The sequence below is a fragment of the Ruegeria sp. HKCCE4148 genome, from assembly GCF_017872495.1.
Lineage (GTDB): Bacteria > Pseudomonadota > Alphaproteobacteria > Rhodobacterales > Rhodobacteraceae > Ruegeria.
This window is the reverse complement of record NZ_JAEDOS010000008.1, coordinates 122120-138035: the sequence shown is the minus strand read 5'-3', so window position 1 is coordinate 138035 and position 15916 is coordinate 122120. Positions and strand designations below refer to the sequence as shown.

Below are 15916 nucleotides of genomic sequence, written 5' to 3'. Positions count from 1 at the left end.
ATGAATTGATGAAACTGAGATAGCGGAAAACGTCGCAACGACCCTTGAGACTTCTAGGGTGGGTTCACACCCAAAGTGCAATCTTTCTATTAAAACAGCATGTTGCACGGAAGATGATAAGACAGGCAACGCGACCCTCGCCTGAGTTCAGAATAAAACTTTAGAACGGAAGGCTCACCACACCCAAGAGTTTTAGATTCGCGAGAGGATACTGCTTACACGCTTGCAACCCGTTTCCTCTGTGCATCCCGAATTAGGGCCGCAAGGCGATAGAACCCATGTGCCATCTTGGCAAAAGGCATGAGCAGAAAAAACGTCAGCACCGATCCGAGATGAACCGCCAGAAGTGCCGGCATCATCTGGGTTGACCCCATTGCGTACAGGACAAGCCCACTCAGACCGACAAAACCCAGCAACAGGATAAAGCCGATATCGCCTCCCCATGCCGAAGGATCACCAAGATCGCGGTCTGACTTTTGTTTGAGAAGCGCCATAGCACCGCAACCAATAGTCAGCAGAACGCCACCAGTGACTCCAAATAGTTTAGGTAATGACCAAAACCCGTATGGCGCGTGCATTCCGAAACCATAGTGCATAACCGTCGCTACTGAAGTCGAGGCGAAGCACAGCAGAAATCCGTACATGATCGTGTGATGCACGTGACGACGAGCTTGGCTAAACCGGTTTTCGTCCTCAAAGTTGCAGCCTTCACCGTGTCCAGCAGCCAGATCCTGCATTTTGCCCGTATGATTTAAAGCAACTTTTAGGTCTGCCCACTTTATCGGTTTACCCCCAACCGTACGCCAATAGCGGTTCAGACCGACGACGACACTTATAAGAGGCAGTAGGAACGCCGGCGCAAAGATTGCGACCATCGCATTGTGTGACAATACGGCGTAGAACCCCTGCCCCCCGTCAGACCTGATCACGCGAATAGCCAAGAACATGAAAGCAAACCCTATCACCAGTGCCAAAGCTATGGCCCCTCCTTGGGTGTGAAACCGCTGGGCCAGAGGTTGCGGCCAAGCGAAGCTTTCCCAGCTGTCCCGGCGTACCTCTGCCAGAGCCTTGGGCAGGTTCAGGTCAAACTCGTGTGGCGCCGTATACTGACAGGCATAATAACAGCCCCGACAGTTATGGCACAGGTTGGCCAGTTGCGTGATATCGCCGTCCGAGAATGCGCGTTGAGCATGAAGCGATGGAAAGACCGAGCAGTAGCCTTCGCAATACCGGCAGGCGTTGCAAACCTCGGCCTGACGGCGGGCTTCTTGCATCAGATCAATTTGCATAAGCAGCGGCCTCACGTCCTGCGATGCGTCCAAAGACGGTTCCGATGGTCATGCCAAACCCAGCCAGGTACCCCTGCCCCAAAATCGATCCGGCCATGGTCTCGCCTGCTGCCCAGAGGTTTTTGATCTTGCCGTCCGGTGTCGAACACTGGGCCGTATCGTCAACCTTCAGCCCCAGATATGTGAAGGTCACACCGGTGCGCAGCGAGTAGCCATAAAAAGGCGGTTCGGTAATCGGGCGCGCCCAGTTGGTTTTAGGTGGTTTCAATCCCGAGGTCGCCACGCCATCCAATTCGGTAGGATGAAAGCCACTGGTGTCGCCACAGGCCGCGTTGAACGCGGCGACCGTTTCTGACAGCTTGTCTGCCGGAAGACCCATCATTCCGGCCAGTTCTTCCAATGTATCCGCCTTCAGAGGCGGGAAAACCGACGGCATGAACAGGTTCAGCGATTTTGCATCAATGATGACGTAACCAACCTGATCCGGCTGCGCCGCCACCAATCGGCCCCAGATTGCATAGCGCTTGGGCCATACGTCTTCGCCCTCGTCATAAAACCGCTCGGCTTTCTTGTTCACGACGATGGAAAAAGGCACACAGTCCAGCCGCGTGACAATGCCCCCATCGAATTTCGGCGCACGCCCGTCAATGGCCACGGCGTGGCACTGCGTAGGATCGCCGACGCTCTCGACGCCTTGATCCAGAAGGTCAGCCAGAACTACGCCCCGGTTATACGGAGTGCCACGGATCAGAAAGTTTTTCGCGGGTTCCCCCCATGCGCGGGTTAGCCAATCCGTGTCAGCCTGAAACCCGCCCGAGGCGACTATGACTGCTTTCGGTGCGATGCGGTGAGACTGGCCTTCGCAGGTGTAATCCACCCATTCGATCCGATCGCCGCTCAGCTCCAAATGCGTCACAGCGGCTTCATACAGCACGTCGACGCCCAGAGCCGCCGCTGTCCTATAGTACGCATTCACCAGAGACTTTCCGCCGCCCATAAAGAATGCGTTTGTTCGCGCCAATGAAAGTGTCCCGGACAGAGACGGTTGAAAGCGAACCCCGCGCTTTTCCATCCATGGCAGACATTCCTCGGACGTGCGTATGGCCAAGCGGGCGAGATGCTCATCTGTTTTCCCATCGGTGACCTTCATCAGGTCGGACAGGTATTCATTCTCGCTGTACGCATCGACCAAAGGGCCTAACGGACCCGCATGCATACACCGAAAGTTCCGGGTATGGCGCGAGTTCCCTCCGCGATATGGTTTTGGAGCGGTCTCAAGGATCAATACGCGGGCACCCGCCTCGGCGGCAGTCATCGCGGCACACAAGGCGGCGTTTCCACCGCCAATGACAGCAATATCGTAAGCTTTCTTTTGGGTAGCCATATTCTGACTGCCTATTGAATTTCATCGGTTGTGCGGTCGCGTTCCTGTAACGCACGGATTCGCATCCGTTGCGCGGCCTGAATGTGTGCGCGCATTTCCGTTTCAGCCGCCGCGCCATCGCGGGCCTTCAGAGCGGCCATGATACGCCGATGCTCCGCCACTGCCGCGTCGGCACGGTCGCTGTCCAACAATTGCGAAGGGCCAAGGATCAGCAAAGCCTTTTGCAGTGACAGCATGGATTTGGCCAGAAACCGGTTTTTGGCGGCATCCAGAAGCGTGGCATGGAAAACCCTGTTGATCTGAGCCGCGTCAGGACCTGTGCCCGCCTCGGCAAGCCGGTCATTCAATATGCCTAATTCATCCAGTTCGATGTCCGACGCCGCGCGGGCCGCCAGCCGGGCGGCAGTGCCCTCCAGCACTGCGCGCATTTCGTAAAGCTCCATGACTTCGGCGTAGTCCAGACTGCGCACTGTCGCGCCCTGCCGCGGAACATGTGTGACCAGCCCGTCAGCCTCCAATTGCCGGATCGCCTCGCGCACCGGGGTGCGGCTGACACCAAGCCGTTCAGACAATTCAATCTCGCGCAGGCGATTGCCGGGCAAAAGAGTGCCCCCGCGAATCTCGTCCAGCAGGCGCTGGTACGCAGAATTGCCTTGTGGACCAGGCTGGAAGGAGGCGTCTTGAATCGTCATCACAGGCTCACTTGCTTACTTGCGTCCGTGTGTATACATTTGGATACACACTGAGTCAACGACGCCGGAACCTCCATTGTGCCCACCCTCTTGAATTCACCCTCTTTGATGACCAAACGGGCACTGACGTTCGGCCTGGCGGTTCTGGGCACCAGTGTATTTTGGGCATTGAACTTGCCGCTGCCCTTCTTGTTTGGCCCTATGAGCGCGTGTCTGATTGCTGCTCTGGCTCATGCCCCCATGGAAGGTTTTGGGCAGGTCTCGGTTGCAGCGCGTACCATACTAGGCGTTGCGGTCGGGGCATCGATTACACCTGACTTGTTTGTGCAACTGCCCAAAATGGCCTCTTCGATTCTGTTGGTTCCATTCTTTATCCTGTTAATCGCGATGGTCGGTGTGCCGTTTTTCCGCAAAGTCTGGGGTTTTGACCCAAAAACCGCGTTTTACGCGGCAATGCCGGGTGGGCTTCAAGACATGATCATTTTCGGCACTGAAGCAGGGGCCAACCCGCGCACTTTGTCGCTGATACATGGAACGCGCGTTTTGATCATCGTCACCCTAGCCCCAGTATTCCTGACAGTTTTCTACGACGCGGACTTAACCAATCCCATAGGCCAGCCTGCGCGGGACCTCCCGATACACGAATTGGCACTTATGTTGGTCGCCGCTGTTATCGGTTGGAAGGGCGGCGAGCGCATCGGCCTGTTCGGGGCATCGATCTTGGGGCCAATGATCCTGACGGCAGCGCTGTCCCTTGGAGACTTCATCCACACCAGGCCGCCACGTGAGGCCATTTTAGCTGCGCAATTTTTTATTGGCTGTGCGATCGGTGTGAAATTTGTGGGGGTAACATGGACCGAACTTCGCCGTGTCGTGGCCGCGGGTTTCACGTATGTCATTGTGCTTGCCGTCCTTGCAGCGGTGTTCACCGCCTTAGTCACAACTTTAGGTCTTGGGCACCCTGTCGAAGCGTTTCTGGCATTCGCCCCCGGCGGGCAGGCCGAGATGACGGTTCTGGCTATTGTATCGGGCGCCGATCTGGGCTTTGTGATCACTCACCATCTGACAAGGATCGTTTTGGTCATCATCGGCGCACCAATCGCCGCCAATCTCATTTTGAAAGGGACACAGAACCGAGATTGATCGCGCGGAACAGCTTTGACCCGGGATTTGCGAGATAGGGGTCAATTCGTTCTGGACTCAAATCCCATCGCAGTGCTGGTCTACCTGGCGTAAATTTGAACCCATGGCTAAATGACGCTGTTCTTAACGTGTTGTTTGCGGTTTCTTGCTCAAAAAAACATGTGCAAACTTGGCAAGGCTGAACTATTTTTTTAATGCGGCGATGCTTCCTGGAATGATTAGGATCAAAAACAGTGAAATCTGAACACCGCCTATCTGCGCCTCAGCGCCACGAACTGCGCAATGTGCGGAACCAAGGCATCGCTTTTTTAGCGCTGGCGTTCCTGTTCAGCATCTTCGTTAATTTGCTGATGCTAACGGGTCCCCTGTTCATGTTGCAGGTATATGACCGGGTTTTGGGCTCGCGCGCGGTCGAGACTTTGACCGCTCTGTTTTTGCTCGTCGCCATGCTTTACGCGCTTATGGCGATGCTCGACTTTGCTCGTGGCCGTATCGTTGCGCGGTTTGGCGCACGGTTCCAATCCCAACTGGACGAGCGTGTGTTCGAAGCCACTATGCGTCGGTCCCTTGTTCCTCAGGTGCGCTCTGCCCCTGCAACCGCTTTGCGCGATCTGGAATCCATTCGAAACCTATGCTCGTCCCCGGTTCTTCTGGCAGTCATGGACCTTCCGTGGACGCCGGTCTTTTTAGGCGCGATTTTCCTGTTTCACCCACTGCTTGGATGGCTGGCCGTGGGCAGCGGTGTGGTGCTTGTGGCAATCGCCCTGCTCAATCAGGCGATGACCAGCAGGAAAGTTGCCGAGGCCCAGTCCGCAACTGCGCGGGCCAATGCCTTTTCCGAGCACGCCAGACAAGCGGCAGAAGTAGTACGTTCGCAAGGGATGCAGGCAGACGTCACAAAGCGGTGGCTGAAGCAGCGATCCGATGCCTTGACGCAGTCTGTCGCAGCAAGCGACTGGACTGGAAGTTTTACGTCACTTACCAAATCGTTACGGCTGTTTCTTCAATCAGCCATGCTGGCCTTGGGCGCATGGTTGGTGCTGCAAAACGAAATGACTCCCGGCGCGATGATTGCGGGATCGATCCTGCTTGGCCGCGCCCTGGCGCCTGTCGAACAAGCTGTAGGCCAGTGGAATGTTGTGGAACGCGCCCGAACGGCTTGGGTCTCATTGAACAGGTTTTTGGATCATACTCCGCCAGAAGAAAAGCGCATTCGTCTTCCCGTGCCGAAGGCGCAACTCGAAGCAAAATCCCTGACGGTGATACCTCCGGGGGCTTCAACTCCGACATTACGAAACGTAAACCTGAAGCTGGAACCCGGCAAAGCCTTGGGTGTCATCGGGAAAAGCGGATCAGGAAAGACAACACTGGCAAAGGCATTGCTGGGGCTTTGGCGACCTGCCGCCGGTGAAATCAGGTTGGGCGGTGCAACACTGGATCAATACGACCCAAACGATCTGGGCAGCCATATCGGTTACTTGCCGCAGCAGGTGACCCTGTTTAACGGAACGGTTGCTGAAAACATTGCCAGAATGTCCGAGAACCCGGATTCCGAGGCGGTTGTAGCAGCAGCCAAGAAAGCCAACGCGCATGAGTTGATTCTGTCTCTGGAAAAAGGTTACGGCACCTTTCTGGAAGGCAATGACAGCCAATTGTCCGGGGGACAGAAACAGCGGATCGCTCTGGCACGAGCGCTATATGGAAATCCCGTCCTTCTGATTTTGGATGAGCCGAACTCGGCACTGGACGCAGATGGAACCGATGCATTGAACACGGCGGTCCGCGGCCTGAAAGCCGCAGGCAAGTCAACAATCATCATGACGCACAGACCGCAGGCCATTTCAGAATGCGATGATCTGGCCGTTGTTGAAAAGGGCCAGGTAGTAAAGTTCGGCAGCCGAGACGAAGTCCTGAACGCGATGGTGCAGAACGCAGGCGCGATCAAGCGTAAGCTCAGCCCTGTAGGTGAATGATGGCGAAGAAACCAACGAAAAAACCAGAACAGGTCTGGAGCATGAAAATTCCTGCGCTGGTCGGATTTCTTGCGCTGTTCCTATTGGTGGGCGGATTGGGCTATTGGGCGGTCAAGACGCGCCTGGCCGGTGCTATTGTGTCCTCGGGGGTGATCGAAGTGCAAAGCAATCGGCAGGTCGTCGAACACCCTGACGGCGGCGTGGTCGGAGAAATTTTCGTACGCGACGGGGATGTGGTGTCTTCAGGCGACATGCTGCTGCGTCTGGACGATACCTTCCTTTCGTCCGAACAAACTATTGTCGAGGCGCAACTGTTCGAACTTTTAGTCCGGCGCGCCAGGTTAGAGGCAGAGCGGGATGGCCTGACACCTGCGGAACTGACAACCCAGCTCACCGAGGTTCAGAAAGAATACGGCATTGGGGCCGACCTGATTGCCGGGCAGCAGAACCTTTTCGAGGCCAGACTGGAAACGCTGTCCCGTCAGGATGAACAACTGCGCAAACAAGTTGTTCAAATCGAAAGCGAGATCGAAGGCACGCAGGCCCAACTGGTCTCTTTGCGGCGCCAGGTCGAATTGATCGAAGATGAACTGGAAGATCAGCAAAGCCTGTTGAACCGCGGACTGACACAAACCAGCCGTGTACTTGCGCTCCAACGGGAAGAAGCCAGCCTGAACGGTGAGATTGGCCGCCTGGAGGCCGCTGTCGCACGACTTCGAGGGCAGATCGCCTCGACCGAAATACAGATTGTCGAACTGACCGCAACCCGGCGGGAAGAGGCGATCACCACCTTGCGGGACGTCCAGGCACAGGTTGCCGAGCTGTCTGAACGCAGGCTGTCCTTGTCCGAGCGCCTGACCCGTCTGGACATTCGCGCCCCAGTTACCGGAAGAGTGTACGGAAGTCAGGTTTTTGCGTTGCAGTCGGTCGTGCAGCCGGGGGAACCGATGATGTATATTGTGCCTCAGGACACACCTTTGCTGGTGGCAGCCCGAGTGGACACAATCCATGTTGATCAGTTGCATGTTGGTCAGCCAGTGGCTTTGCGGTTCCCCGCATTTAACCAGCGAGAAACACCTGAACTGGACGGGCAAGTATACAACGTCTCTGCTGATACGTTCACCGACGAACAATCAGGGTTTACGTTCTATCGCGCCGAAGTTGAGCTGAACGACGGGCAGATTGACCGGTTGAACGGGCAAGAGCTTTTGCCCGGCATGCCGGTAGAAGCGCTGATTAAAACCGACGAGCGTACACCGCTGTCTTATCTGGTCAAACCAATGGCTGACTATTTCAATCGCGCCTTCCGCGAATAAGGCAGGCGCCGCTAATTCTGGATCACTGCGCTTTCCCATTCCGCCAAAAATCTGCGGCGCTTCAATCTGTCCAAAAAAGTAAGCAGAGCGGGGTCCAAGCCAATCGTTTCACGCTCGGTCTCTGTATCATACGGTGCCAGAGGCGGCAGTGAAAAAGCGCCACGGCCTCTGTCTGACTGGCTTTCCACGAGGTGACGAACAAAAGACGAAGCCGCCTCGACCTCAGGCGTGCCTTTTAGAATCAACGCAGTTCGCATCATGGTGGTTTGGAAATCTGACGGTCGGATGATTTCCAGAACATCCTTGCTGCCCGCCCGTGCTGAAGCGTAACTGCCGAGTACGTTGTACGCTACAGCAATCTCTCCGCTGACAAGATCGTCAATCATATCGGCTGAACAACAATACAAGCGAACATCCAACCCGCCCATGACCTCCATCAGGCGCCAATAGGTCTCGGACGCGCGCGCATCCTGAGTTGCAAACAAATAACCCAGGCCGGATTGCCGGATATCATAGGTCCCTACCCTTCCCAGAAAATCGTCGGGATGCGCACGAAGTATTTCGATAAGCTGTTGGCGGGTTTCCGGAATGGGACCACCCGCAAAAGCCGCGCTATTTATCACAATCGTTGCCGGTTCGAACGTAAAGGCAAACAGACTTTGATGCCATTGCGCCCAAGCCGGTAGTTGGATGTTGTCAATCGCCTGCCCATATCCGTCATTTGCCAGTTTCAGTTGCAGGTCCATTGCACTGGAAATGACGATATCAAAATCGTCAGGGGCCGCGCGGACGACACGGTCGATATCTGCCGTGCCCGTCACCATGTAATCAATCGAGATACCTGGGTTTTCCTTGAGAAACGCGGCGATTAGCGGCTCGAAAAGAAAAGTGTCGGTGCTAGAAATCACCCGCAGGGATGTATGGCCGGCCTCTGCATTGAAAACCTGCCTGTCTTCCCAGACTTGCGCCAACCCAACCACAGGAAAGATAACCAGAATCAGAGCGATAATGTAACGCACGCGCCGCCCCCTTGCCGATTTGCCAATTCCAGCTCGCCGCCGTGGGCTGTTGCAACATCCTGCACGATGGTCAGACCCAAGCCGGAGCCGATGGTTCCGCTTGCGTTTTTGCCGCGTTCGAACCGGCGCGTCAGCGTGTCAATTTCGTTGGGCGGAAAACCGGGCCCGCGGTCTTTGACACGGATCTGAGCCGTGGGTGCCGACGTCACTTCAATGCGAACAGAACTGTCAGGCGGTGCATATTTCAAAGCATTGTCGATCATGTTTCGCACCGCATTCTGAATGAGGATCGGGTCCCCCGAATAATGAACCGTAGGGTCACCGCCCAGAGACAGCGAAAGGTCTTTCATTTCAGCAATGGGTGTCAAACGCTGAACCAAATCCCGGATCAATGTGACCAGATCGATCTCTTCCCGTTCAAGGTGATCCGCGCGGAACGTAATCATCGCGTGATCCAACAACTGTCCTGCCGCCCGCGAGCTTTCGTCAATGGCGCGCACCATCGAACGCAATGCTTCACGGTTTTCTTCCTTTTCTACCCTTTGCAATGTCGCATCGGCATAAGACCTGACTGTTGCCAATGGGGTTCGTACGCGGTGCGCCGCCTCGGCAATAAAGTCTTCGGATTGGCTCAGGGACTGATCGAGGCGCCCCATCAATGAGTTCAGCGAAGCCACCAATGGTGCCATTTCACGGGGCACGGGTTTCCTGAATGGGCTCAGATCCTGCGGACCTCGTCGGGTGACAGAGGTTGTCAGCCGGTTCAACTGCCCAATGGTCGACGATGTCGCCCAAAAGGACAAAGCGGCGGCAAGGCCAAAGAACCCTATCCCCAAGATTGCCGCATTGCGTGAGATTTGATCCAGGGTTTCCGCCAGCGCATCCTGTGTTTGCCCCAACACAATTTCGATGACGGTTTGCTTGTCCAACCCCACCAACGTTCGGTTGGCACTGACCTGACGGATGGTCTCGCCTCGAACCTGGCTTGATTCAAAGCGCCACCGGCCGTCATACTGCTCTGAGGACGGTAAAAGGTCTTCGTATCCAGACAGAAATTCTCCGTCTTGATAAATCGCATAAAAGACCCGGTCGTCGGACGGGGTACTCAGCATTGCGAAGGCGGCGTATGGAATATCAACCTCAAGCTCACCTTCGCGCAGGGCTACTGCATCAAGTATGGAGGTCACGGAGGCGCTCAGAATATTATCCTGCCCCTGTTGTGCAACCTGCGCGGCATAGTTTCGGACCGCGACAAAAAGCAGAAACGCAAGAAGTGCAGCACCCCCGATGAGTGTCAAAACCAATCGGTTCCGCAGCGACCCTGATACATTCGGGTCAAGAGGCATGATCCAGCCTGTATCCCAGACCACGAAGTGTTGTGATCTTCAATTCAGACGGCTCCAAATGCTTGCGCAAGCGACCCACATAGACCTCAATCGCGTTGTCCGAGACAGTGTCGTCATAAGAAAACAACCGATCCGTAAGTTTTTGCTTGGAAAACACCTGTCCGGGCGCGTTGATGAACAACTCCAGCAAGCGCAGTTCGCGGTTTCGCAGGGAAACGGTCTGTTCCCCGACAGTCAGGTGGCCAGCCAGTGGATCGAATACGATACCGCCCACTTCGATCCTTGTCTTCGCGTTCCCGGATTTGCGACGCAGAACGGCACGGCAACGCGCCTCAAGCTCGGCATGATCGAAGGGTTTGGTGACATAATCGTCTGCCCCCAGATCCAGCGAACCGATTCGATCCGACACCTGACTGCGGGCCGTCAGCACAATGACGGGCGTGTCCCGATTGCCTGCGCGATGCTGTTTTAAGAAGTCGCGTCCATCCCCGTCAGGCAGCATGATGTCCAGCAGGATCAGGTCATAATCCTGAGTTTCCACAAACCCCGTCGCATCATCCAAATTTGCCGCGTGATCAATTACATGCCCGTCTAACCTCATGCGGGAACAAATCGCACGTGCAAGGTCGGGACTGTCTTCAACAAGCAGGAACTTCATGGGGCTTTTGCACTATTTTTGACGCATGACAGGTTGATGTCAGGTTGATGTGTTTTTGTTCCGCCAATCTGAGCCGCGACGCGGCCGGTTGTCAAATGGGAGGACATCATGACGACATTCACACTGGGCCGCCGCGCCCTGATCGCAGCTGTGGCCGCAATTGGCCTGACAGGACCGGCTTTAGCAGATGGCCATCAGGTTGTGGACAGCATCCACTTTCTGATCCCCGGTGGCGCCGGCGGCGGCTGGGACGGCACTGCCCGTGGCACTGGCGAAGCACTAACCAATGCTGGCCTGGTCGGGACGGCATCTTACGAGAACATGTCCGGTGGCGGCGGCGGTAAAGCCATTGGCTATCTGATCGAAAACGCCGACAGTAATCACGGCACGCTGATGGTGAACTCAACTCCGATCGTAATCCGTTCACTGACCGGCGTATTTCCGCATAACTTCCGCGACCTGACTCTGGTCTCGGGCACCATCGGTGACTATGCCGCGATCGTTGTGGGCAAAGACAGCCCCATCAACTCCATGGATGACCTGCTTGCCGCCTTTGACGCCGATCCGGGCGGAACTGCGATTGGTGGCGGTTCGGTTCCCGGCGGTATGGACCATCTGGTGGCCGCGATGGTGATGGAAGCTGCGGGTAAGGACGCACTTGGGGTGAAATACATCCCTTACGATGCAGGCGGTAAAGCCATGGCGGCACTGCTGTCGGGCGAGATCGCGGCGCTGTCCACCGGTTTTTCAGAAGCCGTTGATCTGGCGAACGCGGGAGAAGTCAAAATCATCGGCGTGACGTCGGAAGAACGCGTCGATGCGGCGCCTGATGCGATGACCATGAAGGAACAAGGCATCGACACCACCTTCGTAAATTGGCGTGGCTTCTTTGCAGCCCCTGGACTGCCCGAAGACAAGCTGGCCGCCTATCAGGCCGCGATTGCCAAGATGTACGACACCCCGGAATGGGAAGAGGTTCGTGCGCGTAACGGTTGGGTGAACATCCACAACTCTGGCGACGACTTCCAGTCATTCCTGGAGCAGCAGGAACAGCAGATCGGCGATCTGATGAAAAAGCTGGGCTTCCTCTGAAACCACTACCGGCAGAGCGGGCCGCCGCTCTGCCATCCCCAACGACAAGAAAGGAGGGGGCCTCATGGCGCTGGATCGCTGGATCGCGCTCATTCTTCTGGGTGTGTGTTTAACATATGGCTACGCCGCTTGGTTCACGATGGATGGCGGCCTTCCCCCTTTCATGCAGAGAAACCCAATCTGGCCCAGCACCTTCCCAAAAGTGCTGTCGATTCTGGGTATCATCACCACCACGATCATTCTCTTGGGTTTCGAGAAGGCTGAACCAAAAAAAGCCGATATCGATTATCGGCGGTTGGGTGACTACCATCTTGATCAGGCGCTGATGCTCCTCGCTCTGATGGTGATCTACGCCCTCTGCCTGCGCCCTGTTGGGTTTCTGATCTCGACCTCGGCTTTCCTGATCCTGGGATCGTTCATTCTGGGTGAACGTAAGTGGCATATCATGCTTCCCGTCGCTTTCATCGCGACAGGTGCCGTCTGGTATCTGGTGCAGGAAGTTCTTGGCATCTACATGCGCCCCCTGCCGGGCATTTTCGGAGGCTGACATGCTTGAAGGACTTCTGATCGGCCTGCAAACGGCATTTTCACTTCAAAACCTGCTGATGGTCATCGCAGGATGTCTGATCGGTACATTCATCGGCATGCTTCCGGGCCTAGGCCCGATGTCGATTATCGCGATCATGATCCCGGTTGCGATTTCCATGGGTGACCCTTCAGCGGCGCTGATCCTGTTGGCCGGTGTCTACTATGGCGCCATCTTCGGCGGCTCAACTTCTTCGATCCTGCTCAATGCGCCGGGGGTCGCAGGCACGGTGGCCTCCAGCTTTGACGGCTATCCAATGGCCCGACAGGGCAAAGCGGGCAAAGCCCTGACCATCGCGGCCATCGCAAGTTTCGCGGGCGGCACTTTGGGCGCGGTCCTTTTGATGGTCTTCGCCCCTGCCCTGTCCTCCGTGGCCTTGCTGTTCCACTCCGCCGAGTATTTCGCGCTTATGGTGGTTGGCTTGTCGGCTATTGCAGCCTTTGCAGGTACAGGTCAGGTGGCGAAAGCTGTCATCATGACGGTTTTGGGCCTGATCATGGCCACTGTCGGCGAAGGTGCGTTGTTCAACCTACCGCGTTTCACCATGGGCATTATGGATCTGCAATCAGGCTTTGGCTTCATCACGCTTGCTATGGCCATGTTCGCTTTGCCCGAAGCACTTTTTCTAGTCCTCAAACCAAAGGACCTGAAAGGCGACGATGGTGAAATCAAGGACCTGCGGATCACCAAGGCCGAGGCCAAGGCCATAGCGCCAGTGGTCGGTCGTCAATCGGTTCAAGGGTTCTTCATCGGCGTTCTGCCCGGCGCAGGCGCAACCATTGCCAGCTTTCTGGGTTATGCGGTCGAGCGCAACATCGCGCCGAAAGAGGAGCAGGAAGAATTCGGCAAAGGGTCAATCAAAGGGCTGGCCGCACCCGAAACAGCGAACAACGCCGCGTGTACCGGTTCATTCGTGCCCCTACTGACGCTGGGCATTCCCGGCTCTGGTACGACGGCGATCCTGCTTGGCGCTTTGATCGCCTTGAACGTCACGCCCGGCCCGCGTCTGATGCTGGACGAGCCGCAGATTTTCTGGGCCGTGATCATGTCGATGTTCATCGGCAACCTCGTTCTGCTGGTGCTGAACCTGCCGCTGATCCCTTACATCGCCAAAGTTCTCTCGGTTCCACGCAACTATCTGATCCCCTTCATTTTGTTCTTCACTCTGATGGGGGCCTATATTGGCCAGAACAATGCGACTGAGCTTTTGATACTTGTTGGCTTCGGTGTCTGCGCCACAGCGTTGAAATTCGCCGATTACCCGCTGGCTCCATTGCTGATCGGTTTCATTCTCGGTGGGATGATGGAAGACAACTTTGCCCGTTCGATGCAGCTCTATGACGGCATTGCATTTATCTGGGAGCGTCCGATGACGCTGGGTCTGCTGGTTATCGCAGTGCTGCTGGTGCTTCTGCCAAGCTACCGTGCACGTCGCGCACGGGCACGGGCCGCGGGGGTCGCCGAAGGTGACTGAACCGCTGGAAGGAATACGGGTTCTAGATCTGACAAATGTCCTTGCGGGTCCGTATTGCTGCTATCAACTGGCGCTGATGGGTGCTGAAGTGATCAAGGTCGAACGCCCCGGTGGCGGCGACCTTGCCCGCGTTCTGGGCGCTGACCCCGACAGAAACAAAGCCGGCATGGGGATCAGTTTTCTGGCGCAAAACGCCGATAAGAAATCGGTAACGCTCGACATGAAATCGTCAAAAGGCAAGGCGTTGCTTAAACGGCTTGTAAAAACTGCTGATGTGCTGGTCGAAAACTTCCGGCCCGGTGTGATGGATCGGCTTGGTCTGGGCTACGACGTCTTGCGTAAGGTCAATCCAAACCTGATCTACTGCGCCATCACCGGGTTCGGTCAGGACGGCCCGCGACGGGACGATCCGGCCTATGATCAGATCGTTCAGGGCATCAGTGGCGTGATGTCCATCACCGGGGCACCGGACACTGCACCCTACCGCGTTGGCTACCCTTTGGCAGATACGGTCGGCGGGATGACGGCCGCCTTTGCCGTGTCTGCGGCGTTGAACGCGAAACCGCGTGGAACCTTTCTGGATGTTGCGATGTCCGAAGCCGTTGTTTCCACAATGGGTTGGGTCGTGTCGAATTTTTTAGTCGGCGGCGTCACACCCGCAGCGCATGGAAATGAAAACACAACGTCTGCCCCATCGGGGACGTTTGCGACGCTCGACAGCCCAATAAACATCGCTGCAAACCGAGATGAACAGTGGCAGGCCCTTACAAGACATCTGGGGCGGGACGATCTGCTAAACAACCCCGACTACGCAACCCGCGAAGACCGCAAACAAAACCGTCACGCCTTGCGCGACGCGCTGGAACAAACTCTGCGGACCAGAGCCGCAACCGACTGGGTTCGAGAACTTAATGCCATCGGCGTACCAACCGGGCAGGTTCTGACAGTGGCCGAAGCTCTTGCAGACGAACAACTTTCTGGGCGTGGCCTGATCGGGTCTGTGCGGGTTCAACGCGAAGATATGAAGCTTGCGGGCAGTCCCGTTGTCATGGACGGCGCGCGGCGCTTGCCACAAAACGCACCACCTGAACTTGGAGCTGACAACAATGCGATCTGGTCTGAAATCGGATTGTCCGACGCAGAAATTGATGCGTTGAACAAGGAGGGGGTCATATGAGCGATGTTTCCGATTGGTGGACGACATCCATCATCGACATGGAGCCCGGCCGGATCGATATGCGCGGTGAGCCGATCCAGGACCTGATCGGAAATGTCAGTTTCTCGGAGATGATCTGGTTCATGGTGCGCGGGGATCGCCCCTCGGACGCGCAGGCCCGATTGTTCGAAGCAGCTTTGGTCGCGGCGGTGGACCACGGCCCTCAGGCACCATCGATTGCAACTGCACGCATGGCCGTGACTTGTGGCTTACCTCTCAACAACGCGATTGCAAGCGCCGTAAATATGTTGGGCGACATTCACGGCGGGGCTGGTGAGCAAGCCGTAACTCTCTACCATTTCGTTGCGGAACATCCCGGTCGCTTGGAACAGGCATTGGACGACTGGATTGAAAGCGAAGGAACGATACTGCCTGGTTTTGGCCACCGGTTTCACACCCCAACGGATCCGCGCGCTCCGCGTCTGATGACAATGGCTTCTCAAGCCGTAAAGGATCAAGCGTGTGATGGACGGTTTATGCGGATTGGCCAAGCGATCGAGGCAGAATTGGCACGGCGCAAAGGCAAGCCCGTTCCAATGAACATAGATGGCGCAACCGCGGTTATCTACGCCGAACTTGGTTTTGCGCCCCCGCTTGCGCGCGGTCTGTTCTGCCTATCCCGATCCGTCGGTATATTGGCCCATGCATGGGAACAGATGCAACAAGGGGGCAGGAACAAGGGACCGACACCACCCACCTATCGCTGGACCTATAAGCCGAAATGAACC

General features: G+C 56.2%; 14 protein-coding genes. 8 read left to right on the top strand and 6 right to left on the bottom strand.

The window, feature by feature from the left end; translation table 11 throughout:
* Positions 1–215: 215 nt before the first annotated feature.
* Genes tcuB through I9187_RS18030 form a run of 3 tightly spaced genes read right to left on the bottom strand, consistent with a single transcriptional unit; the run spans position 216 to position 3365 of the window.
* Positions 216–1289, bottom strand: coding sequence for a tricarballylate utilization 4Fe-4S protein TcuB (gene tcuB, locus I9187_RS18040; protein WP_209509366.1), 1074 nt, complete (start codon positions 1287–1289; stop codon positions 216–218).
* The gene (gene tcuA / locus I9187_RS18035; RefSeq protein ID WP_171238300.1) at positions 1279–2673 is read right to left on the bottom strand and encodes an FAD-dependent tricarballylate dehydrogenase TcuA; all 1395 of its coding nucleotides are present in this window, start codon (positions 2671–2673) and stop codon (positions 1279–1281) included. Before tcuA ends, tcuB begins: the two co-directional genes overlap by 11 nt.
* Positions 2674–2684: 11 nt before the next feature.
* Positions 2685–3365, bottom strand: coding sequence for a GntR family transcriptional regulator (locus I9187_RS18030; protein WP_171177045.1), 681 nt, complete (start codon positions 3363–3365; stop codon positions 2685–2687).
* Positions 3366–3473: 108 nt separating this feature from the next.
* Between I9187_RS18030 and I9187_RS18025 the strand changes: the two genes are divergently transcribed.
* The 3 genes from I9187_RS18025 (at position 3474) to I9187_RS18015 (ending at position 7797) form a co-directional block, all read left to right on the top strand.
* Positions 3474–4508: an AbrB family transcriptional regulator gene (locus I9187_RS18025; RefSeq protein WP_171238338.1), complete on the top strand. Its 1035-nt coding sequence runs from the start codon at positions 3474–3476 to the stop codon at positions 4506–4508.
* Positions 4509–4741: 233 nt separating this feature from the next.
* Complete coding sequence (locus tag I9187_RS18020; protein ID WP_171177050.1) at positions 4742–6481, top strand: type I secretion system permease/ATPase; 1740 nt, start codon at positions 4742–4744, stop codon at positions 6479–6481.
* A 41-nt stretch (positions 6482–6522) separates the two neighbouring features.
* A complete protein-coding gene (locus tag I9187_RS18015; protein ID WP_245223290.1) occupies positions 6523–7797 on the top strand; it encodes an HlyD family type I secretion periplasmic adaptor subunit in 1275 nt (424 codons plus the stop codon).
* Positions 7798–7808: 11 nt separating this feature from the next.
* On the opposite strand, the gene I9187_RS18010 is transcribed toward I9187_RS18015, so the two are convergent.
* The 3 genes from I9187_RS18010 to I9187_RS18000 are packed head-to-tail and all read right to left on the bottom strand — an operon-like array spanning position 7809 to position 10820.
* Positions 7809–8816, bottom strand: coding sequence for an ABC transporter substrate-binding protein (locus I9187_RS18010; RefSeq protein WP_171177053.1), 1008 nt, complete (start codon positions 8814–8816; stop codon positions 7809–7811).
* Complete coding sequence (locus I9187_RS18005; RefSeq protein ID WP_171177057.1) at positions 8795–10162, bottom strand: sensor histidine kinase; 1368 nt, start codon at positions 10160–10162, stop codon at positions 8795–8797. Before I9187_RS18005 ends, I9187_RS18010 begins: the two co-directional genes overlap by 22 nt.
* Complete coding sequence (locus I9187_RS18000; protein WP_171177058.1) at positions 10152–10820, bottom strand: response regulator transcription factor; 669 nt, start codon at positions 10818–10820, stop codon at positions 10152–10154. Before I9187_RS18000 ends, I9187_RS18005 begins: the two co-directional genes overlap by 11 nt.
* A gap of 108 nt (positions 10821–10928) precedes the next feature.
* On the opposite strand from I9187_RS18000, the gene I9187_RS17995 reads away from it, so the two are divergent.
* From I9187_RS17995 to I9187_RS17975, 5 genes are all read left to right on the top strand, one after another.
* Complete coding sequence (locus I9187_RS17995) at positions 10929–11912, top strand: tripartite tricarboxylate transporter substrate-binding protein (RefSeq protein ID WP_171177060.1); 984 nt, start codon at positions 10929–10931, stop codon at positions 11910–11912.
* Between the two features lie 64 nt (positions 11913–11976).
* Entirely contained in the window at positions 11977–12459 is a 483-nt protein-coding gene (locus I9187_RS17990) for a tripartite tricarboxylate transporter TctB family protein (RefSeq protein ID WP_171177062.1), read from the top strand.
* A 1-nt stretch (position 12460) separates the two neighbouring features.
* Positions 12461–13972, top strand: coding sequence for a tripartite tricarboxylate transporter permease (locus I9187_RS17985; RefSeq protein ID WP_171177064.1), 1512 nt, complete (start codon positions 12461–12463; stop codon positions 13970–13972).
* A complete protein-coding gene (locus I9187_RS17980) occupies positions 13965–15149 on the top strand; it encodes a CaiB/BaiF CoA-transferase family protein (protein ID WP_171177066.1) in 1185 nt (394 codons plus the stop codon). Before I9187_RS17985 ends, I9187_RS17980 begins: the two co-directional genes overlap by 8 nt.
* The gene (locus tag I9187_RS17975) at positions 15146–15913 is read left to right on the top strand and encodes a citryl-CoA lyase (protein WP_171177068.1); all 768 of its coding nucleotides are present in this window, start codon (positions 15146–15148) and stop codon (positions 15911–15913) included. Before I9187_RS17980 ends, I9187_RS17975 begins: the two co-directional genes overlap by 4 nt.
* The last annotated feature ends 3 nt before the right edge of the window (positions 15914–15916 follow it).